The organism is Paenibacillus sp. SAFN-054 (assembly GCF_051966755.1).
GTDB lineage: Bacteria > Bacillota > Bacilli > Paenibacillales > Paenibacillaceae > Paenibacillus_AQ.
The window spans coordinates 467,642-488,303 of the sequence record NZ_JBQCKS010000004.1 but is presented as its reverse complement, the minus strand read 5'-3'; the positions used below and the strand labels follow the sequence as shown (position 1 = coordinate 488,303).

16 protein-coding genes are annotated in these 20,662 nt (G+C 55.2%); 13 read left to right on the top strand and 3 right to left on the bottom strand.

Annotation, left to right across the window (positions count from 1 at the left end; translation table 11 throughout):
* Nucleotides 1-4 precede the first annotated feature (4 nt).
* The 13 genes from ACTHPM_RS20755 (at nucleotide 5) to ACTHPM_RS20695 (ending at nucleotide 15,290) form a co-directional block, all read left to right on the top strand.
* Nucleotides 5-1,387, top strand: a complete 1,383-nt coding sequence (locus ACTHPM_RS20755) for a DUF5808 domain-containing protein (protein ID WP_440396876.1) — start codon at nucleotides 5-7, stop codon at nucleotides 1,385-1,387.
* A gap of 184 nt (nucleotides 1,388-1,571) precedes the next feature.
* Nucleotides 1,572-4,517, top strand: coding sequence for a family 78 glycoside hydrolase catalytic domain (locus ACTHPM_RS20750; protein ID WP_440396877.1), 2,946 nt, complete (start codon nucleotides 1,572-1,574; stop codon nucleotides 4,515-4,517).
* Between the two features lie 238 nt (nucleotides 4,518-4,755).
* Nucleotides 4,756-5,814 (top strand): D-alanine--D-serine ligase VanG, encoded by a 1,059-nt coding sequence (gene vanG / locus ACTHPM_RS20745; protein ID WP_440397284.1) that lies wholly within the window; start codon nucleotides 4,756-4,758, stop codon nucleotides 5,812-5,814.
* Nucleotides 5,811-6,626: a D-alanyl-D-alanine carboxypeptidase family protein gene (locus ACTHPM_RS20740; RefSeq protein WP_440396878.1), complete on the top strand. Its 816-nt coding sequence runs from the start codon at nucleotides 5,811-5,813 to the stop codon at nucleotides 6,624-6,626. The genes vanG and ACTHPM_RS20740 overlap by 4 nt, the downstream gene beginning before the upstream one ends.
* Entirely contained in the window at nucleotides 6,623-7,987 is a 1,365-nt protein-coding gene (vanT, locus tag ACTHPM_RS20735; protein ID WP_440396879.1) for a serine racemase VanT catalytic subunit, read from the top strand. Before ACTHPM_RS20740 ends, vanT begins: the two co-directional genes overlap by 4 nt.
* Before the next feature lie 134 nt (nucleotides 7,988-8,121).
* Nucleotides 8,122-8,364: a hypothetical protein gene (locus tag ACTHPM_RS20730; protein ID WP_440421664.1), complete on the top strand. Its 243-nt coding sequence runs from the start codon at nucleotides 8,122-8,124 to the stop codon at nucleotides 8,362-8,364.
* A gap of 23 nt (nucleotides 8,365-8,387) precedes the next feature.
* A complete protein-coding gene (locus ACTHPM_RS20725; protein WP_440421662.1) occupies nucleotides 8,388-9,746 on the top strand; it encodes a hypothetical protein in 1,359 nt (452 codons plus the stop codon).
* A 210-nt stretch (nucleotides 9,747-9,956) separates the two neighbouring features.
* Nucleotides 9,957-11,381 carry an MFS transporter gene (locus ACTHPM_RS20720; protein ID WP_440396881.1) on the top strand — a complete coding sequence of 475 codons (1,425 nt, stop codon included), beginning with the start codon at nucleotides 9,957-9,959 and terminating at the stop codon, nucleotides 11,379-11,381.
* The gene (locus ACTHPM_RS20715) at nucleotides 11,374-12,222 is read left to right on the top strand and encodes a MerR family DNA-binding transcriptional regulator (RefSeq protein ID WP_440396882.1); all 849 of its coding nucleotides are present in this window, start codon (nucleotides 11,374-11,376) and stop codon (nucleotides 12,220-12,222) included. The genes ACTHPM_RS20720 and ACTHPM_RS20715 overlap by 8 nt, the downstream gene beginning before the upstream one ends.
* Nucleotides 12,222-13,718 carry a cellulase family glycosylhydrolase gene (locus ACTHPM_RS20710; protein WP_440396883.1) on the top strand — a complete coding sequence of 499 codons (1,497 nt, stop codon included), beginning with the start codon at nucleotides 12,222-12,224 and terminating at the stop codon, nucleotides 13,716-13,718. Before ACTHPM_RS20715 ends, ACTHPM_RS20710 begins: the two co-directional genes overlap by 1 nt.
* Nucleotides 13,719-13,919: 201 nt before the next feature.
* Entirely contained in the window at nucleotides 13,920-14,231 is a 312-nt protein-coding gene (locus ACTHPM_RS20705) for a PadR family transcriptional regulator (RefSeq protein ID WP_440396884.1), read from the top strand.
* 16 nt (nucleotides 14,232-14,247) lie between these two features.
* Nucleotides 14,248-14,865, top strand: a complete 618-nt coding sequence (locus ACTHPM_RS20700) for a DUF2812 domain-containing protein (protein ID WP_440396885.1) — start codon at nucleotides 14,248-14,250, stop codon at nucleotides 14,863-14,865.
* A 152-nt stretch (nucleotides 14,866-15,017) separates the two neighbouring features.
* Nucleotides 15,018-15,290 carry a helix-turn-helix domain-containing protein gene (locus ACTHPM_RS20695; protein WP_440396886.1) on the top strand — a complete coding sequence of 91 codons (273 nt, stop codon included), beginning with the start codon at nucleotides 15,018-15,020 and terminating at the stop codon, nucleotides 15,288-15,290.
* A 94-nt stretch (nucleotides 15,291-15,384) separates the two neighbouring features.
* On the opposite strand, the gene ACTHPM_RS20690 is transcribed toward ACTHPM_RS20695, so the two are convergent.
* The 3 genes from ACTHPM_RS20690 to ACTHPM_RS20680 form a co-directional block, all read right to left on the bottom strand.
* Entirely contained in the window at nucleotides 15,385-16,245 is an 861-nt protein-coding gene (locus tag ACTHPM_RS20690; RefSeq protein WP_440396887.1) for a transporter substrate-binding domain-containing protein, read from the bottom strand.
* A gap of 194 nt (nucleotides 16,246-16,439) precedes the next feature.
* Nucleotides 16,440-18,407 carry a methyl-accepting chemotaxis protein gene (locus ACTHPM_RS20685; RefSeq protein ID WP_440396888.1) on the bottom strand — a complete coding sequence of 656 codons (1,968 nt, stop codon included), beginning with the start codon at nucleotides 18,405-18,407 and terminating at the stop codon, nucleotides 16,440-16,442.
* A gap of 472 nt (nucleotides 18,408-18,879) precedes the next feature.
* Nucleotides 18,880-20,658, bottom strand: a complete 1,779-nt coding sequence (locus ACTHPM_RS20680; protein WP_440396889.1) for a glycoside hydrolase family 35 protein — start codon at nucleotides 20,656-20,658, stop codon at nucleotides 18,880-18,882.
* Nucleotides 20,659-20,662: the final 4 nt, after the last annotated feature.

The window sequence follows — 20,662 nt, the reverse complement described above, 5'->3', positions numbered from 1 at the left end:
GCTAATGTTAACGTTTATTTTGTTATTCACGGCCGTGATCTGTTATATCGTGCTGCTTGCAACGTATAAGCCGCAGGCCAAGTACCGGGGAGGCATGCTGTTTGCCGTGACTTTGCCCGAAGAGGCTCTGGAGCACGCGGAAATCCGCCGCATACAGGTCCGATTTCAAGCCTCGCTAACCCGGGCCGGCATTGGACTTGCGATCGGGCTGGTTCCCTTTGTCGTCCTTTATCGCTGGCTTCCTTACCAAATTCTTTATTTCTTCGTGTGGTTAACGGTATTCATGATCATCATGGTGGTTCCTTTTCGGAGGGCGTTCCGGGAGACGCTGGCCTTAAAGCGCCAACATGAATGGTTTGTCGGCCAGAAGAGCGTGATTTGGACGGATCTGCGGGTGGCTCAGCTCAAAAATCAGCGTTCAGCTTCATTATGGCTTTATGTGGTTCCGTTTGCGATGAATGCGGGTTTGCTCTTGTGGACGATTCGCAAGGATACGGAGCTTGCCGGCATCGCGGCGAGCGGGTTCATTCTGACGGCCCTCTTCCTCGGCATCTCGCTGCATATGCGCCGGATGAAGGCGAAAGTATACAGCATGAACACCGAGGTCAACCTGATATTGAATCAGGCGAGACGAAGATCGCTTTCCTATCTGTGGCTGTGGCTGGCGATTGCCGAAAGTATCCACCTGGGCTTCCTTTACATCCTCCTGCTCAATGAAAATACGGCCATGGACGGCATCTGGCTGGCGATCATGCTTCTGTTCACGGCGCTGCCGGTCGGCGGTGTGTTTTACGTGTACCGCAAAATCCGAATTTTGGAGCAGGAGGTATTATCCCAGGACGGAAAAATCGTGTATACCGATGAGGATGAATATTGGGCGAACGGCTTCACTTACCATAACCCGCATGACAAAAGCATTTTCGTGCCCAAACGCGTAGGCATCGGCTCGACAGTCAATACCGCGACCCCGGTCGGGAAAGTGTTGGTATGGGGAACGGCGGCGTTGACGGCCGTGGTGATCCTTGGGGTCTCGTTCATGCTGATCCGGTCAGAGCTCACATCGCCTACGCTTGCCGTGACGGATAATCACAGGGTAGACATTCAGTATCCAATGTATTCCTATGATTTTGATATCGGTGATATTGAAGAACTGTCGCTCGTTGACAGCGTTCCCTCCGGGGCCAAAACGAACGGCGAAGCCACGGGACAGTATGCGCGGGGGCATTTCCGCTTGAAGGAACTGGGCAAAACGAGATTGTATGTTTTCAAGGACAACCCGCCGTATATCCGCATCAAGCTGGGGAACGGGTACATTTTCTATAATGAAAAGGATCCGGAGCGGACGAAGGAAATCTTTAAACAGCTGCAGCAGCAGGCTGGAAAGTAGCGGAACGAGTAAGGCTCATCTTTACAGACCGGGTTCAGGAGAATCCGGTCTTTTTGTCGCACCGAAAGAATAGAAATTTTAAATTCAATCTTCCGGCAGGAAAGGGGCCCGCCGCCGGTGAAACGTAAGAGCAGAGTAGTCATGAATGCGATTACAATATGCTTGATGGGAGCTGATCGGCAGAATGGATTCGAGATCATGGAACGCGCAGTGGATTTGGGGAGGCGAGGAGGAAAGCCCGCGCAATGAATGGCGCTGCTTTCGGAAAGTGTTCGTGCTGCCGGAGGAGGAGGCCCCGGGAGAGGCCTGGCTGCATATCGCTGCCGACTCCCGGTATGTACTTTACGTGAATGGCGAAAGGGTGGGCCGGGGACCGGTGCGGTCATGGAAAGAGGAGCAGTTCTATGATTCGTATGAGGTCAAGCATCTGCTTCGTGCCGGGGAAAAGAACGTGATCGCCGTGCATGTGCTGCATTTTGGCGTGTCGAATTTCTATTATATTCGCGGGCGGGGCGGACTGCTCGCCGAGTTGGAGTATGGAGTACGTTCGATGGAGGCCGAAGCTGCTGAACGGAATCCCATCCTGCAGATCGGAACGGACGGGACATGGGCGACCTCCAGGCTGCAGGCCCAAAGCCCGCGATCGCCGCGGATGTCCTGCCAGCAGGGCTTCGCCGAACTGTATGATGCGCGGCTGTGGGATGAGCGCTGGACCGCGGTGAGCTATCGCGAGGAGGGCCCGGGCCCGGTTTGGGAGCAGGCCAAGGTCATCGGGCCGCCCGGGGTCGAGCCGTGGAAGCGGCTTATGCCAAGGGATATTCCTTTTTTGACGGAAGAAACAATCTATCCATCCCGCATCGTGTCATTACGCCGGGTCGGGGCCCCCGCATGGTCCGCCGTGCTGGATCTCCGCGCGGCCATGATGCCGGATAGTGTCGAGCACGCCAATCCGGTGAGCTTTGTCGGGTATTTGGCGGGCGAGCTGAACTTGAAAGAAGCCGGCGCAGTCACCTTTGGCTTCCCGGCCGGTCGGCGGACGGAGAAGATGTGGGTGGATGGCAGGCTGTGTACGGATTGGTCCGGGGATTCGCCGGAACGGTACTGCACGCTGGAGCTCACGGCGGGTACGCATTTTGTGCTGATCGACGTGACGTCATGGGATCATGGAGGAGGCTTCCACCTGGCGGCGCATGCCGAGGTACCGCTGAAGTGGAAGACGCCTGCAGCAGCTGGGCCGCAGCCAGCCGGCACGCCGCTCATGCTCATCGGGCCCTTCGATACGACGGTCCATATCGACCACCAGGAGCCGAAGCCTCTGCGGATGGATCATCCGGATTACCTGAAGGCGGCGGGTGCTGCCGACATGGAGGAGCTTCAGGCGTTGGCGGAATGGATTCAGCCGTTTCCGGCCGCGCTGTACAGCGAGGAGGACGTGCTCGGCGCCAATGTCTGGACAATAGGGGCGGAGGCATACAGCGTAACGTCGCAGCTGGAGCGGGCGATCCTGCCGACGCCGGAGCCGGCCGTGCTGCCGATGTTCGGGAACGAAGCCGGGGATTGTGAAATCGTGATCGACGTGGGCCAAGAAACATCGGGGTTCATCGGCTTTGAAGTGGAAGCTGCCGCAGGAACGATTATGGATGTGTACGGCTTTGAATATATGCGGGATGATTACCGGCAGCATACCTATGGTTTGGACAATACGATCCGTTATATCTGCCGGGAGGGACGGCAGAGGTATTTGTCGCCGGTGCGCCGCGGGTTCCGCTACCTGGTGCTGACGGTGCGCAAGGCGGTTGTTCCGGTGAAGCTGTATGAGGTGTACGTGAACCAAAGCACGTATCCGGTTACGAATGCAGGAGCTTTTCAATGCTCCGACCCATTGCTCAATGAAATATGGAACATCAGCCGTCATACGACGAGGCTGTGCATGGAAGATACGTTCGTGGACTGCCCGTCCTACGAGCAGGTCTTTTGGGTAGGGGACAGCCGGAATGAGGCTTTGGTCAACTATTACGTTTTTGGGTCGCTGGATATCGTCAAACGCTGCCTGAACCTTGTCCCCGGCTCGAAAGAGATGTCGCCGCTGTATATCGATCAGGTGCCAAGCGGCTGGAGCAGCGTCATTCCGAACTGGACCTTCTTCTGGGCCATCGCCTGCCTGGAATACGTGGAGCACACGAACGATACCGAATTCGCCGCGAAAATATGGCTGGAGGTGCGTTACACGCTGGAGCATTACCTGCAAAAGCTGAATGCGGACGGCCTCCTGGACATGCGGGGCTGGAATCTGCTCGACTGGGCGCCGATCGACCAGCCGAATGAGGGCATCGTCACGCACCAGAACCTGATGCTCGTGCTTACGCTGAACAAGGCGGCAGAGCTTGCGCGAATCGCAGGCGGAGAGGCCGCGGATATCGCGCGTATGAAGGGCGCAGGTGAAAAGCTGGCGGCTGCCATCAATGCTCATCTGTGGGAAGAGGATCAGCAGGCGTATCTGGACTGCATTCATGCGGACGGAAGACGGTCGGATATTATCAGCATGCAGACCCAGGTGCTCGCATTCCTTACGGGGGTTGCCTCGGATAAACGCAAGGAAGTTATCGGCTCGTACTTGCTGAGCCCTCCTGCGGCATTTGTCCAAATCGGCAGCCCATTCATGTCCTTCTTCTATTATGAAGCGTTAGCGGAGGCGGGGCGGTACGAACAATTGCTAAGCGACATCCGCTTCAATTTCGGCCAAATGCTCCGCTATGATGCGACAACCTGCTGGGAGATGTACCCGAATTTCTCCGAGAACCGGGCCAATCCGGAGCAATTGACGCGCAGCCACTGCCACGCCTGGTCGGCAGCGCCGGGCTATTTTCTGGGCCAAGGCATCCTCGGGGTCAAGCGTGCCGGCTCCGGCTGGACCCGCGTTCTCGTCGAGCCGCAGCCGTGCGACCTGGCCTGGGCCCGCGGCAGCGTGCCTTTGCCGCAGGGCGGACGAATCGACGTGAGCTGGAGCGTCAACGGTGATACGATGCATGTACGCGTAGCTGCGCCAAGCAGCGTCGAAGTTGAGGTGCGTGTACCGGAGGGTATGCGGGAGCAGGTGACCTTGGTAGGCTGCCGATCATTAGTTCAATAAGTCGAACACATAGGGCGAAGATATACCGTCAGCACGCTGACGGTATTTTTTTGTTCGAATGCGGGAATATCGTGAAGGAACAGCTGCCTTTAACTTTTCTTTAGCTTTCCTTTACCATCGTTTATTTTTCGTTTCAAATTATTTAATTTCCCTTCTTTATAATCAGGTTATCTTGGTGCCGGTCCAGGGATGTGCAAGGTCCGGCCCGTATGAACTGGGGAGATAACAGATGCTAAACATACAGAAGAAAACGGTCGCGGTGTTGTTCGGCGGCTGCTCGACGGAATATGGGGTATCGCTGAAATCGGCGGCTTCGGTCATCGATCATTTGGACGAGTCCCAATATGATCTGGTGCTGATCGGGATTACGAGGGAAGGCGCTTGGCTCCGGTACGGCGGTGGCACGGAGGACATCCGTGAAGACCGCTGGCAGACGCATCCGAGCTGCCTTCCGGCGTTCCTTTCGCCAAGCCGGGAGGCGGCGGGCATTGTGGAGCTGGCGGGCACGGAATATCGCCTGACCCCGGTCGACGTGGTGTTTCCGGTGCTGCACGGCAGGAATGGGGAAGACGGAACGGTGCAGGGACTGCTGGAGCTGGCCGGAATTCCCTTCGTCGGCTGCGGTTCATTGTCTTCTGCCGTTTGCATGGACAAGGGGATCGCAAGCCAGCTTGTGAAGGCGGCGGGAGTGGACACAGCCCTGTCCATCACCGTGTATGAGGGAGAAGATCTGTATACGGCGGTAAAAGAGGCCGAGCCGCTCGGCTTCCCGCTGTACATCAAGCCTGCCCGTTCCGGCTCATCCTTCGGAATTACCAAAGCTTACGACAAGCTGGAGCTGATGGAGGGCATTCGCTCTGCCTTTGCACATGATACGAAGGTCATTGTGGAACAGAACGTTGCCGGTTTTGAGGTCGGCTGCGCCGTTCTAGGCGATGTGGATCCGTTGATCGGGGAGATCGACGAGATCGAGCTGAAGGGTGAATTTTTCGATTTTGACGAAAAATACTCCCTGATCTCATCGACGATTCATCTCCCTGCCCGAATAGCGGAAGAAACCGCGGCGAGGATCAAAGAAACCGCAAGGCGGATTTACCGCACGCTGGGCTGCAGCGGCCTGGCGCGCGTCGATATGTTCATCGGCACAGACGGCCGCATCGTGTTTAACGAAGTCAACACCATGCCGGGATTCACGGCGGCGAGCCGGTATCCGAACATGATGCGCGCCAGCCATGTATCGTACCCGGAACTGATGGACCGGCTGATCCGGCTTGCGTTAGCGAGGGGGGCGTCATGATGATGCATACCGGCGGAAGCGTGATCCGCATAAACCCCGGGATGATTCATTCCGGTCCTTTGGTTCTGGTCAACGCCGAGCATCGGCTGCGGCTCGCCATGCCCTGCCAGAACCTGGCTGCCGTTGAACACATTACGCCTGCCAGCACGGAAGAGAACCCAATGCGCCTGGAACGGACATGCCTTCGGCAGCTTAGGGCGCTGATTGCCGCCTGCCATGCGGAGAAGAGCATCGGCATCGTAAGCGGCTACCGCACACGGATGCAGCAGCAGCGGATATACGACAAGTCTTACGCCGAGAATGGCGCCGTCTTTACCGCGAGCTATGTGGCACGGCCCGATGAGAGCGAGCACCAGACAGGGCTTGCGGTGGATGTAGGCGAGCTGACCACCGGCGTCGACTATCTCTGCCCCTCTTTTCCGGAGCATGGGGTATTCGCGGATTTTCGGCGGCTGGCTGCCGATTACGGATTTATTCAGCGCTACAAGCAGGGAAAAGAGCATCTGACCCATATCGCCTGCGAGCCCTGGCATTTTCGTTATGTCGGCGTTCCGCATGCAACGATCATGGAACAGTACGGCATGTGCCTGGAGGAATACACGCAATACATGCAGCAGTTTACGCCGGACGGGCCGCATCTGTTCAAGAAGCATAAGGAATATCTGATCGAAATGTTCTTGGCGGAGCCGGAAGAAGAGCTGGAGATCAAGCTCCGGATGCAGCCGGGCACCCATGTGGAGATATCAGGTAATAACGTGAACGGGTGCATCATTACGATGTTTCACCGACACGGAGCGGGGAACGGATTATGACCGGGTATCTCGCGCTGATGCTTATGGGAGGATTGTCGGTCATGGTGCCCGGCTTAATCCTGCTTGCGGTGCTTGGTTCGGAAAGCAGACGTGGCGTGGCGGGCGGTTATGATACGAAACGGGTCGTGCCGCTGTTGTCCGGCTATTCTTCTCTTCCCGAGCTGCGATCATGGTATCAAAGGACGCCCGCGGCTTACGCACCCGTTCATCCATCCGGACGACAGCGGAATGCTGCTCCGGGCGGACAGCGGGCGTGGGCTGAGATTCATCTGGGGCATTTGATGCACAATGCTGCGGAGCTGCAGCGGATGCTGCCCGGGACGACCCGCCTTATGGCCGTAATCAAGGCGGATGCTTACGGCCATGGCAGCATAGAGGCGGCTAAGGAGCTGAGCCTGGGCGGCATCCGGTATTTTGCCGTAGCGGAGATCGGGGAGGGGATTCGCCTGCGAGAGCACGGCATTCCCGGCGACATTCTCATCCTCGGATATACCTCCCCGGAGCTTGCCTGCGAGCTTGCCCGTTACCGTCTGACCCAGACGCTATTGAGCTGGGAATATGGCAGAGCCTTGGAGGCGGCCGGGGTTGACCTTCATGTTCATGTCAAAATCGATACCGGCATGAACCGGTTGGGCGAGCCGTACGATGATATTCAATCGATCATGGACTGCTACCGCTTTGAGCATTTGAAGGTCACGGGGACGTTCAGCCACCTGTCGATGTCCGATCAATTGGGCCCGGCAGAGACCGACTTCACGCGTGAGCAGTTTCAGCGTTTCGACCATGTCATCCGGCAGCTCAGGCTGTCGGGAATCGACCCGGGACTGACCCATGCCCAGGCCAGCTACGGCATCCTGAATTACCCTGAGGCCGGGTATGAGCTCGCCCGTCCAGGCATCGCGCTGTACGGGCTTCTGAGCCAAGAAGACGACGAAGTACGGGTACCCGCCGATCTGCGGCCGGTGCTCTCGCTGAAGGCGACCGTGACCCAGGTCAAGGAAGTGAAAGCCGGCCATCCGGTCGGATATGGCCATCGCTTTGTTCCTTCCGATCCTATCCGGATCGCGACTGTCTCCATCGGCTATGCCGACGGCGTACCCCGATCGCTGTCAGAGCATGGCGGCGCTGTTCTCGTCCATGGGGAGCGGGCACATATCATCGGCAGCATCTGCATGGACCAGCTTACCGTTGACGTGACATTCATCAACGGGGTTCGGCAGGGGGACACGGTGACGCTGATCGGACAGGACGGCTACGAAACCATTACGGCCGGCGAGATCGCAAAGCGCTGCGGCACGGTGACCAACGAGATCGTGAGCCGCCTGGGCGGCAGGGTGAAGCGGATGTATATCAACGATTAGCGGGTCGGAGGGCGAATTGCAGGTTTGTTCTCAGCAAGTACGTCGTCCCTGATACGAAGGACCTTTCCCGGGTGACCCTAGGAAAAGGTCCTTTTTGCTGCTGCTTACGAAGGTTCACTTCTGGCCTTGCTTCCATGTCGGGCATTTGGATTCAGCATCTGCTGCTGACGCTTGCTGCGATTCAAGGCTTACCTATGGGCCGATGCCGTCATCGGACCGTGCGGTACGGCACGAAATCGGGCGTCTGCCGGCTGTCCGGATGCTGCGGATTTCGGGTCAAATGGATGGCCGTCGATCACCCCCAAGTAAAGGTATTTACGTCTGAAAGGACGAATTATAGAAATAGAATCATTTGGATGAAAAAGGGAGAACGATGAGAAAATTATCCGCTTGTATCGCAGTGCTACTGTTTCTAATGACTGGCTGTCAAGGAGAAGCACCAACTGGCCCCTCACCCGCCAAGAGCGCGGAGGCGGGGGCTGAATCCGTTCAGGGGAATGCTGCGCAGGAAACCGGCCGGGAGCATGACGAGGCGCAGAAAGGCACGACGCCGGTGGAGGGAAGCCCGGACGTCCTCATTTCCGACCCCGGCACGTGGGATCATCCCGTGAAGAGCGTATTTGCAAATCATCGCGTGAGCATGGAAAAAGTTATTCTGCAGCAGAATCGGACCTATCCCGTTTTCTATGTGGAATTGCCTTTTGACGCTAAGGAGGCCGCAAACCGGGCTGAAATGTTAAAGCTCCTCGGCGAACTGGCCAGGGCTAACAGCTATTGGGATTTCAGAATCATGGATACGCGAAGGCAGCTGCAAATCGATGTTGCCTGCGACCGGACCCGCAAAACGATCGCAAGTACGGTCGTGAACGGCAAGATGCTGGCTCAGGATGCGGGAGAGATTCCGGCAGAGGACCGGGAAACCGGAAACGGCGGCTTCGCAGCTTACTTGGCCAAGGCATCGAATAAAACAGAGAAGCTGGACGTGAAGGCCCGCGGAGACTTGGACGGGGATGGTACGGAAGAACTTATAGCCGCATATATGGGCCGAAATTATGTCGTGAAGCAGCAGGGGAACGCCTATCTGAACTCGGGAGAGCTCGCCGATCCGATCGAGGCGATCGACCATGCGAACGTGAGCGTATCGATCCAGCCGCTGACAAAGGGACATGAGCGTTATATCGTCGTAAACGCGGAAAACGGGGATGAGGCCCGGGGTTTCAGCGTATACCGGCTGGTAAAGGGGCGGCCCGAGCTTGTCATGTACAATTATCCGGATGCTACCAATAGCGGGGAACGGCTGCTGAAGGACGTGGACGGCGACGGGATATCCGACAGCGTATCGGTCTACCGGTACCATGATTTTCAGCAGCATGTGGTGACCGTTTACGAGCCGTTTAACCGCTCGAAGCCCGAAACGTGGAAGCTGTCATACGAGAACGAAAAGGGTGTGTTCATGCATCCGGAAGCGGCCGTGGATGTCGTGCGCAATTGGATTGATGACATGAAAAACCAAGACTATCTGGAAAGCGAAATTCGTCAGCTGGCCTCCACCAGCCAGGCACAGACGTTTCCGGCCGCAAAGCATCTGAATCTCGGCCAGGGCGGCGACGAGCTCGCATATGTAACGGAGTCCGAAACAGGGAGCGGGGCCCTTATTCGTGTGGAGGGAGGCCCGGAGGGGGGCAGCCTGTATTTTACGCTGCAGCCATCCGAGCACAGGTGGAAGATTACCGCCGTTTCCAGCCAAGCGCCCCTGTGAATTCATTTCTTATATCACTTATATGCTGCTTCCGGCTTGCTGCCGGGGGCAGTTTTTTTGGTATGAAGCTTCATACAGGCTGCTCTTATTTCAAGAAAAAATATTTCCGAAAACCCCTTTAATCTGGAGTAACTCCATCCTTTATAATAGGGGCAAATCAATCCATCAGCAGGGCTCGGGCGAAATAAAAAAGCGGGGAGGAAAGGACATTTGATCATCTTGCGGAAGATGGCAGGCTCCGTTCGCGGAGCGTTTCGCTTTACCGGCACCGGGCTGACCCTGAAGCAGAAGTGGCAGCTGGCCCTGCCGGGCCCTATTCTGTCCGTCGGCGGCGTGCTCATTCATAACGTGTTCATCAAGTATTACACTGACATGATCGGGCTAAGTCCCACCTATGTAGGCTGGGTGTACATCATCTACAACATTTGGAACGCCTTGAACGACCCGATGATCGGCGTCTGGATCGACAAAATGAGGAATCACCCGAACCGCGGCAAATACGTCTATCTGATGCGTGTGACGGTTCCTTTCATGATCGTCTCCTCGTTCCTTATGATGCTATCCAGTCCGGACTGGAGCCAGTGGCTTATTTTCCTGCTGTACACGGTGGAGCTGTTTATTTACGACACGGCTGCAACCGCTTACAGCGTGGCCTATCAGTCCTATACGCTGATCGCGGCACCGACCAAGGAAGAGCGCGTCGACGTCAACATCATTCAGAACTACATCTCGCAGGCGATGTCCTTTCTGATTACGCTCATTCCGACCCTGCTGCTTGTCGGCGACGGAAGGCGCGAGATCATCATTCCGATTTTCACTGCGGTTATTGCGGCGGAGACGATATTTTTCGTGCTGGCCCTGCGCGGGCTACCGGATGATGCCCACATGCATGAGACCCTGCAGCATCAGCCGCTGAGCTCGCGGGAATTGTGGAGGGAGGCGTGGCAGATTATCAAGTCCCGCCCGTTTCTGACGTATGTGCTGTATTCGGTTATTACGCTGGGCCCGATCGGGTTTTATTTTACGCCCTATCTGTATTACATGGATGATGTGCTGAATGCGGACGGCCTGACGGCAACGGTCGTGGATGTGAGCACGCACGTGATCGCGCTCCTGTTTTTGCCCGTCATGGGGTATATCGTAAAAACGTTCGGCACGAAAAAAAGCGTATACCTGGGTACGGGCTTCGCGGTGCTCGGATACGGCGGAATCTTTCTCGCAGACAATCTTTGGGCAGCCGCCTTCTCCTATGTGCTGATCGTGTTTACGGTCAATTACTTCCGGACAGCAACCTCGCAGGTCGGGGCTTTGCTGATCGACGAGAACGAGCGCGTCACAGGCGTGCGGAAAACGGGGCTGTTCAACGGCCTGTTCTCCATCTTCATAATCGCCTTCTCCAGCCTGCAAACGGTCATTTTCATGAGCGTGATCGGGGCGTTCGGCTACGATGGGCTGGCCCCCGTGCAAAGCGAATCCGCGGTGCTCGGCATCCGGGTGGCGACAGGGCTGATCCCGCTGGTCACCGTGTTCATCGGTCTTATTCCGATGGCGCTGTACCCTTTTGACAAGCGAAAAGAGGAGGAGATATCCGCGTTCAGCAACTTTGCCAGAAGAGGAGGTCCGAAAGATGAATAGTCCGCTGCTGAAGCTGAAATTCACAATTGGAGAGGTGTCGAAAATTTTGGATATTCCCATCGATACCCTGCGCTATTATGACAAAATCGGCCTGCTTCCTTCAGGCGACCGGGACGGCAACGGTTACCGTTACTACGATCTCGAGCAGTTCGATTCGCTTATCACCATCCGCATGCTGCGGGCCATGGATGTACCGATCGAGCGCATTCAGGCCCTGCTGACCAGTGACAGCCTGGACGACGTGCGCATGCTGATCGCCGACAAGCGGCAGGACATCGGCCGCCAGCTTACGTTTCTGAAGCAGCTTTCCCGCAAGCTGGATGTGCTGGATGAGCAGTTCCGGCGCTTCGAGGACACGGATATGATCGAGCTGGTGAACCGGGGCCCGTACTGGGCGCTCCTGACGGATTCCGTCATGGAAAGCGAAGACAAGAAGCTCGGCAGCCGGGTTCAGCAGCAGGTTCGGAGCATTGGCGCCCACCAGGAGTGGCTGGCCTTCTGCCATATTATATCGGTCGTCTCGAAGGGGAATCTGGAGGCGGGACAGTATCACAGCTACCTGCATAACGGCATCCTGTCAACGTTTCCAATGGAGGGCGCCGGAGCCTTTCGGAGGCTGCCCTCCTGCTATTGCGCAAGAAAGTGCGCCATTATCGGCAGAGAGGGCTATGCCGAGCTCGACCGGCATTACGAGCAGATGAAGGCTTTTATCCGCCGCCGGGGCTTATGCATCGCTGGAGACTCGCTGGAGATCAATCTGTATAACCAGTACAACAAGCATTATATCGAGATGTACATTCCCGTGGCCGAAGCCGGGGAAACGGAAGGGGAAGATCAATGATGAAGAAGCTGCATGCCGACGGGCAGCGTATCGTGAATGAAGAGGGACAGCAGGTGATCCTGAGCGGCGTAAACCTGGTCTGCAAGGAAAAGTCCAAAGGCTATGTGACGCCTTGTGACGAAGGGCTGTTCGCCTGGTTCCGGGAGCAGGGCTTTAACGTGATTCGGCTCGGACTGATCTGGGACGGCGTCGAGCCGGAGCCGGGCGTATACGACGACGCTTATTTAAGCCGGATCAAGCAGCAGGTCCGCTGGGCGGAGCAGCAGGGCATTTACGTATTCCTGGATATGCATCAGGATCTGTACAGCCAGCTCTTCGGCGATGGAGCTCCGGCATGGGCGACGCTTACCGACGGTCTTCCCCATGCTGAGGGCAGCCTATGGAGCGATGCCTATCTGGAGAGCCCGGCGGTGAACCGTTCCTTGGATCAGTTTTGGGCGAATGCACCGGCACCGGACGGGATCGGCCTTCAGGATCATTATGCGGCGATGTGGCGGCATTCGGCGGCGTTTTTCGCGGACTGCCCCAATGTCATCGGCTGCGACATGATGAACGAGCCTTATCCCGGCACGCAGGGCCAGGAGGTATTCGGCAGCATCATCGCCGCCTACGCCCAGCAGGTGATGGGCGTGGAGGAACCGGCAATGGAGGAGCTGGCCGCGCTCTGGTTCGATGAGGAGAAGAAGCAGGAGGTCCTCGCGGGCATGGCCGACATGGCCATTTACGGAGCGCTGGTGGACAGCGCTAGGGAAGCATCACAGCGGTTTGAACGGGAGGTGCTTGCACCGTTCTTCGATAAGACGGCTGCCGCCATTCGCGAATCCGTGCCGGACGGATTCCTGATGCTTGCGACGAGCTATTTTGCCAACATGGGTGTGGAGTCGGGCCTGACGCTTGCGAGCAAGGACGGTGCCTCTCTTCCAGGGCAGGTCTTTGCTCCCCACGGCTACGATCTGGTGGTTGATACGGAGCATTACGAAATCTATAACCGGGAGCGGGTCGAGCTCATCTTTGCAACGCATCGAAAGGTGCAGGAGCGGCTGGATGTTCCGGTTCTGGTCGGGGAGTGGGGGGCTTTTACGGATCATCCAGCAACGGCGGAGCTGACGCGGCAGCTGGTAGCTATCTTCGAGAAATACTTATGGAGCAATACTTACTGGTGCTGGTGTGACGGGTTCCGGGAGGCTCCTTACAGCCAGGCGCTCCGCCGCGCTTACCCGCAGCTGATCGGCGGCGATCTTGAAGATTACCATTATGATTATGATACCGGAACGCTTACTATGGCGTTTATTCCGTCCGGCGGCAGGACGGTTGTCTATCATCCTCACGCAGGCCAGATCCATAAAGATATGATCCACGCTGCGGGGGCAGAGCGTTTAGAGGCAGAGATCCGTCCATATCCGGACGCCGAAAGCGGGCTGATCGTTCTGGAAATCCCGCCGGGGAACGGGTGCGTGACCGTGCGTGTGGAGGCTGCGGATTTGAGCGAACAGTAAGCTTGAAGCGGGCGTCTTGAAGACAGCAAGAAATGATCGGGCAGCTTGAAATGCGGGGAACAGGAAGGTACAAGTATAGGCCAGAGCCTTTTTTAGAAGGTTTTGGCTTTTTTTATGTTGCAATATACAGTTTAACTATATATAGTATAACTATACAGTTGCACGATATATAGCGGCACTGAACTGAAGGAGGCTTTTGCATTGAACAGGGACAAAAATCTGCCGCTGACCGAAACGGTGTATTATATACTGCTCGCTTTGCTCGAACCCGCGCACGGATATTTAATCATGCAGAAAGTGGAGGAGCTGAGCGCGGGCCAGGTGCGCATGGCCGCCGGGACGCTCTACGGGGCGGTGGAGAACTTGCTGAAGCAGAAATTCATCATGCCGGTCCATAGCGAGGACAGCCGCCGGAAGGTGTATGTCATTACGGATGCGGGACGGGCGATCCTGCAGCAGGACTACGAACGAATGCGCCATATGCTGGAGACGACGAATACGATCATGAGATAGAAACGGGGGTGCCGTCATGAAAAAGATGAAGTTTTTTACTAATTTTGATCATGAGGAACAATGGCTGAACGAGATGGCCAGGAAGGGCCATGTGCTGGTGGGAAAATCCATGACATACGAGTTCGCGGCATCGCATCCGGAGGAGGCAAATTACCGCATCGATTACCGCAGTTTTAAGAGCAGGCAGGACTTTGAGGATTACAAGGCGCTGTTCGAGGACAGCGGATGGATGCATGTAGCCGGAACGAAAAGCTCGGGCACGCAGTATTTCAGGCAAATCGGGACGGCGGGAAGCGGGGATATTTTCTCCGATGTCGATTCCAAAGCGGCGCGGTACAAACGAATCTCCGAGATGTGGTTGCAGCTCGCCTGCTGCTTTATTCCGCTCTTTGCGGTGCTGATTTCAACGGATGTCATTGATGTAACGGCCTTTGTGCAGCCGAAGCTCCTGTATTACACGCCGGGACTGTGGGACATGAGCGGAGGAGCCTTTTGGCGGGCATTCCTGTTCGAAACGCCTTTCGCCTTCTTCCGGGGATTCATCTGGCTGGTTATCCCGGCAATGATTCTGGTGTACGCCATTTTCGCTTACAAAGCCAAGAAGCAGTATGAGAAGACGCAGCAAGGGAGGTAAGGGGCGTGGGAATGTGCGCCTGTGGTCGCCATCTCCTCTTCAACATGTCAGAGTCCTCCCGGGATTTGATTCAAATGGTAAATAGTACCTTTGACCATCACTGAGATAACGCTGTAGTCTATTAGAGAAATAACGGACTAAGGACTGACATGATGAGCGAAGATGATTATGACGAGCATGCGAGAAGACGCTTTGAAGCGTGGAAGAGAAGCTTTGCCGAGCGCTACAGCCTCACGCAAAGGGAAATGGAAATTTTATCGTTGATCACGAGGCGCGGATACTCCAACAAGGAAATTGCCGAGCACTGCTGCATCACGGAAAAAACGGTAAAGAATCATTTGACGAATGTCATGGCCAAAATGGGCGCCCGTTCGATGCGGAGGCTGCTGTCGCTGTTCATTAACCACATTTGCAGGGAAGCGTAAAGGAATTGCCCTGTCACGAAAAAAGCCTCCCCGAACTGCGCTGCAGTTCTGCGGGAGGCTTTTGGCTGTGTATACTTTTAATGGAACGGTTGAACTATTCCATCCACTTTTTGTAGAGGGCGTCGAATTTGCCTTGCAGCTTCATTTCGTCCATCCACATTTCCAGGTAGCTCGCATAGATGAAGTCGCCGCGAGGAATCATGTAGCCTTTTTCGCTCTTCGTGAACGGCTTGTCGGTCAATGCTGCGTAAAGTCTGGAGTCCGCTTTGGCATAAGTCATGGCTTCGACGGTATCCGTGATCATCACGTCATAAGTTCCATCCGCAACAAGGTGAGGGATATCCAGGTTGTTTTGCACGACGGTAACATTGGCGTTTTTCAGGTACTGGCGCACGAATACTTCATTGGTTCCGCCCGGATTCACGCCGATGCGTACCGAAGGCTTGTTGATGTCTTCAATGCTTTGGTATTTGTCTTTGTCCTCAGCGCGAATCAGCGGCGCTTTGCCGAATGTTACGTAGCCTTGGGATACATAAGCGGTTTTTTGTCTTGCCGTATTGCGGGTAACGCCCCCAACAGCGATATCGAATTTATCGGCTTGCAGATCCTTCATCATATCGGACCATGTCGTTCCTACGAAACGCACTTCCACGCCAAGGTCTTTAGCGAGTTCTTTGGCTGCGTCTACGTCATAGCCTTCATATTCCTTGGTTGTAGGGTTCAAATATGTAAAAGGCTTGTAGTCGCCAGTCATACCCACCCGAATATATCCTTTTTCAATGATTTCATCCAGCTGCGATGCCGCCTGATTCTTGACATGACCCGGCGCGTTCGCGGATGCGGATTCAGCAGATACGTTCGGCGTGCTGAGCAGATCATGACCTGCATAGCCTGTTCCTGCCAAAGATAATGTGATAGCTCCGGCCAGTAATACTTTTTTCCAATTCTTAAACATGTTTGATTTCCTCCATTTGTCTCTGGTTGTGTTTTGTAATGCGGTTGTTGCGGATAATGCAGTTGAAGCAGTTGAAGCAGCTTGCAGGTGCACCCTGCGTTCTTCACTGAAACTGAGTCTCTTCTTCCAGGCATTCCCCCTTTCAAGTACTCATCGGTGTCAGTCGCTCATGGGGAAGCGGAACGCGGCGCTCGTTATACTTTAAATTTGGAAAGCTCCTTGCGCAGCTCATGGGCGACGTTCTCCAGCTGCTGCACCGAAGAAGCGATTTCCTCGACGGAGCGGATCTGCTTCTCGGCGGCCTCGGCAGCGTTGCGGGCGTCACTCGAAGTCATCAGGGCAATGGATTTCATTTCCTCCACGGAAGCGCTGACCTCCTCAGAGCCTGCCGACATCTGCTCGGAAGCTGCGGATACCTCGAGAATATGCTCGGCTACATGACGGGACGCCTCAAGGATGCTGCTGAATTTCTCGCGGACCTCCTCGATATAGGCGATGCCGGTCATGACGTCGTTCCGGTTGTCATTCATGACCAGAACCGCATTGCGCGTATCTTCCCGGATTTCGTTCACGATGCGCGAAATTTCTTCCGTGGACTGCCCGGATTGTCCCGCCAGCTTCTTGACCTCTTCGGCCACCACCGCGAACCCGCGTCCATGCTCGCCTGCTCTGGCGGCTTCAATGGATGCATTCAAGGACAACAGATTGATGCGGGTCGTGATATCCGTAATGAACTCCAGCATTTCTTCGATCTGATGCGAACGCTCATTCAGCCGCTCGATGGCTTCGGCGACCTTATCCGTCCCCGTACCGATGTTGCGGATTTGATGGACGGCCTGTTCTACGACAACCGTGCCGTTCTCGGCCTGACTCGCCGCTTCTTGGGCGGCTTCAGATACGATCGAGGACGTTTCGGCAATTTTGACCACGCCGCTCGCCATGTCGCTCATGGAGATCGAAATTTCCTCCGCACTAGAGGCATGCGTCGTAGCCCCGTCGGCAATTTGCCGGATGGAGGAACCGATGACGTTGATGCTTTGTCTTGCTTCATCGACACCGCCTGATACCGTCTTGGTGACGTCCATAACTTGGGACGAGGACTGGTTCACCCCTTCGATCAGATGCTTCAGATCGGTAACCGTCTGATTGAAATCACTGGATAGCACGGCGACTTCATCTTTTCCATGGACCGTAATCGTTTTTGTTAAATCGCCTTGCGCCACTTCCTTCACGGCGGTATTCAGCTTCTGGATCGGGCGAATCAAGCGGGCGGTGAATAAGTACGCGATGACAACAGCGACAATCAGGGCAATGACGGCAACGATAAGCAGATTGCGGGTCAGCTCCGTGATCGGCGCAAACAGCTCCTTGGTTGGGGATGTGACAAAAACCCCCCAATTATAGGTAGACGGCGCATAAGCGGCCGAGTAGTCTGCATTGTTTTTGGTGTAGTTGAAATATCCTGTTTGGCCTTTCGTCACTTTTTGGTAAGCTTCTAGGACAGGCTTGATGTTCTGCTCCTGTACGGTTTTCTTCAGCACCATCTCTTTTTCCGGATGCCACATGAATTTGCCGTCCTTGCTGAGCAGAAAGGCATAGCCCTTGGTACCGAACTTCTGCGTGGATACCGTTTCCTGCACTTTGTCAATCGGAAGCGTTGAACCCATGTAACCGTACTGTTTGCCATCCTTCATTAGAGGGATGATCATCGTTACGATATTGTTCTTCGTACGTTTGGAGACGACGGGCTCGGACACGACAATCTTGCCTTCTCCTTTGCCGGCTTCCTGATAGTGGACACGGTCTGATACGTCGGTGGTTTCGCCAAGGAAGTTAATGACGTTTTTTCCGGTCAAATCATAGGAGAAAAAGAACGTCTCATATTCCTTGTTCTGTTCCTGCGCTTTTTGGATCAGCTTCAAGTCCTCTTCCTTATTGCCGGAAATCAGCTTTCCGACCGATTCGACCTTGGCAATTTCCAAGTCGATAAACTCGTTGATGTTCATGGCCAGATTGGAGGCGCTAAGCAGGGCTTCCTCCTGGATGCTGTCCTGCAATAGACGGGATGCGCTGTTATAGCTGGCAAACGATGCAGAACCCAAACTGAGCAGCAAAAGAAGGCAAATCAATGTGATCATTTTTTGTTTAAGGTTGAAACGCATGACAATAAAATTCCTCCTTATTCATAGTTCTTAGGCCCTATCCGCTGCACTCTCTATTTCTCTGCGCAATTCTCTCTTTTTTCTCTCTAGGACTTGAACTCCATTAAAGTGGATAAATTAGGCAAAAGGTTTGAGACTTACGGAAAGACTCCACTTACCACTTATCGGCAGTTTTCTTCGTTTTTTAAAGTCATGCACCGCAAAAGGTTAAAATTTTTTATATAAAGCGTTTTCATCATTCTGAAAGCTTTACACAGAATTTGGTTCTAAAACTCTAGTTCTGTGTGACGTTAAAGCACTATATTTATAGGCATTAAGTTACAAGATTTATGATAGTTATGTAGGAGGTACGAAGGGGGTGGTATATCGCTACAGGCAGCAAAAGGGCTATCCCGGCACGCAAAGCTGCCGGGATAGCCCTACAAGTTGGATAAATAACGGATCTTTAGTCTGTCATAACAATAAATAAAGTTTAGCCGAGGTCTGCATGGTCCTGCAGTGTAATCATGGTATGTTCATGTTCATGAAGCTCGAACAGGATGACTTCATTGCTGCCTGCTTTGAGGAACGGGGCAGGGATATACAGGGCCCGCTGCGGTCCGATATCCCAGTACCGTCCGAGGTTCCGGCCGTTCACGAAGGCGACGCCTTTGGTCCAGCCAGCCACGTTCAGGAAGGTGTCGGTGGCCTCCTCCACATGGAAGGTACCCTTGTAGAATGCGGGAATTCCCGTCTCGGCTGCTGGCTGCGTTCCATGAGCCGCCTTTGGACTTCCCTTGGTAAAATGGAGCGCATTCAGATTATTCAGCGGCAGGGTGTACATCTTCCAGCCGAACAGGAACTGGTTGCCGAGCCGCACGCCTTCCGTAATTCCCTTGGGATCCTTCATGAATGGGCCATAATTGATCCGGCCCAGATTTTCGACGAGAATCCGCAGCTGGGCTCCCTCGGGAGGAATCGTCAGCTTGAGCGGCTGACGCTGCTGCATCCGGTCGACGACGCCTTGATATTCGCCGTTCAGGAAGATGAGGGCGCGGTCGCGTACTTCCTGAAGCACAAGCTCCATCGCAGGCCGCGGACCACTGATCTCCGTCTCGTACAGGATAAAGCCGTAATCCTGGTCGAGCTGCTCCATGGTGAGCGGCACGGCGCTTTCGATCGGAGCCGACAGTGCGGGCAGTGCATCGAACAAAGAGACCCGTTCAGGCAGCTCCACCGGTCCGTAGCTTTGCTTGGCAATCGGCTCGGGCAGCTTCAGCTCGGGAAGGTCGGCATACTTGGCGAGCATTGCCCGGAAGGCATGGAATTTATCCGTCAGATCGCCGCATTCGCTGACCGCGGAATCGTAATCATAGCTTGTCGTCGTAGGGGCGTAGCCGTCTTCACCGCAGTTCGCGCCGTTGTAGAAGCCGAAGTTGGTCCCGCCATGGAACATGTAAAAGTTCACCGACGCGCCTGCCTCCAGCATGCGGCCGAATACCTCGGCCGCTTCAGCGGCATTGCGGGTATGATGGGACTCGCCCCAGTGGTCGAACCAGCCGTTCCAGAACTCCATGCACATGTCCGGCTGGTCCGTCTGGTATTCGCCCAGCTTGGCGAAGGCTTCCGTTACCCGCGAGCCGAAGTTGACCGTTTCGAGGACGCCGGGTACCATGCCGCCCTGCAGCATGAAGTCGCCCGGCCCGTCCGAGGTGAAGAGCAGCACATCGATGCCGCGGGATGTCATCGCATCCTTCAGGTGGTTCAAATACCGGCTGTCGTTGCCGTAACTGCCGTATTCGTTCTCGATCTGCATGGCGATGATCGGACCGCCGCTCGTGCGCTGAAGCGGCACGAGCTTAGGCAGCAGCACGTCATAATAAGCGTCCACGTGATCGAGAAACGGCTTGTAGTTGCACCGAAGCCGCATATCCGGCTCCTTGAGCAGCCAGAACGGCAGTCCGCCGAATTCCCATTCGGCGCATATATAAGGGCTCGGACGAACGATCACGTACAAACCGAGTTCTCCCGCGGTTTCAATGAAGCGTACGAGATCCGCGCCTTCCTCGAAGACGAAGCTTCCTTGTCGCGGTTCATGGATATTCCATGCCACATACGTTTCCACCGTGTTGAAGCCGCAGGCCTTTAATTTCCGGAGCCGGTCTTCCCAGTATTCCGGGACGACCCGGAAATAATGGATCGCACCCGAAATGATGCGGACAGGCTCTCCATCGATAATGAACGATTTGCCTCTCGTTTCAAGACCATTCATGGCC

What these genes read in the sequence shown, in the direction of transcription:
- ACTHPM_RS20740 (WP_440396878.1), top strand. Translation starts at nt 5,811, where the DNA reads ATGATGATGCATACCGGCGGAAGCGTGATCCGCATAAACCCCGGGATG.
- ACTHPM_RS20700 (WP_440396885.1), top strand. Translation starts at nt 14,248, where the DNA reads ATGAAAAAGATGAAGTTTTTTACTAATTTTGATCATGAGGAACAATGG.
- ACTHPM_RS20710 (WP_440396883.1), top strand. Translation starts at nt 12,222, where the DNA reads ATGAAGAAGCTGCATGCCGACGGGCAGCGTATCGTGAATGAAGAGGGA.
- ACTHPM_RS20715 (WP_440396882.1), top strand. Translation starts at nt 11,374, where the DNA reads ATGAATAGTCCGCTGCTGAAGCTGAAATTCACAATTGGAGAGGTGTCG.
- ACTHPM_RS20750 (WP_440396877.1), top strand. Translation starts at nt 1,572, where the DNA reads ATGGATTCGAGATCATGGAACGCGCAGTGGATTTGGGGAGGCGAGGAG.
- ACTHPM_RS20730 (WP_440421664.1), top strand. Translation starts at nt 8,122, where the DNA reads ATGTCGGGCATTTGGATTCAGCATCTGCTGCTGACGCTTGCTGCGATT.
- ACTHPM_RS20680 (WP_440396889.1), bottom strand. Translation starts at nt 20,658, where the DNA reads ATGAATGGTCTTGAAACGAGAGGCAAATCGTTCATTATCGATGGAGAG.
- ACTHPM_RS20690 (WP_440396887.1), bottom strand. Translation starts at nt 16,245, where the DNA reads ATGTTTAAGAATTGGAAAAAAGTATTACTGGCCGGAGCTATCACATTA.
- ACTHPM_RS20695 (WP_440396886.1), top strand. Translation starts at nt 15,018, where the DNA reads ATGAGCGAAGATGATTATGACGAGCATGCGAGAAGACGCTTTGAAGCG.
- ACTHPM_RS20755 (WP_440396876.1), top strand. Translation starts at nt 5, where the DNA reads ATGTTAACGTTTATTTTGTTATTCACGGCCGTGATCTGTTATATCGTG.
- vanT (WP_440396879.1), top strand. Translation starts at nt 6,623, where the DNA reads ATGACCGGGTATCTCGCGCTGATGCTTATGGGAGGATTGTCGGTCATG.
- ACTHPM_RS20685 (WP_440396888.1), bottom strand. Translation starts at nt 18,407, where the DNA reads ATGCGTTTCAACCTTAAACAAAAAATGATCACATTGATTTGCCTTCTT.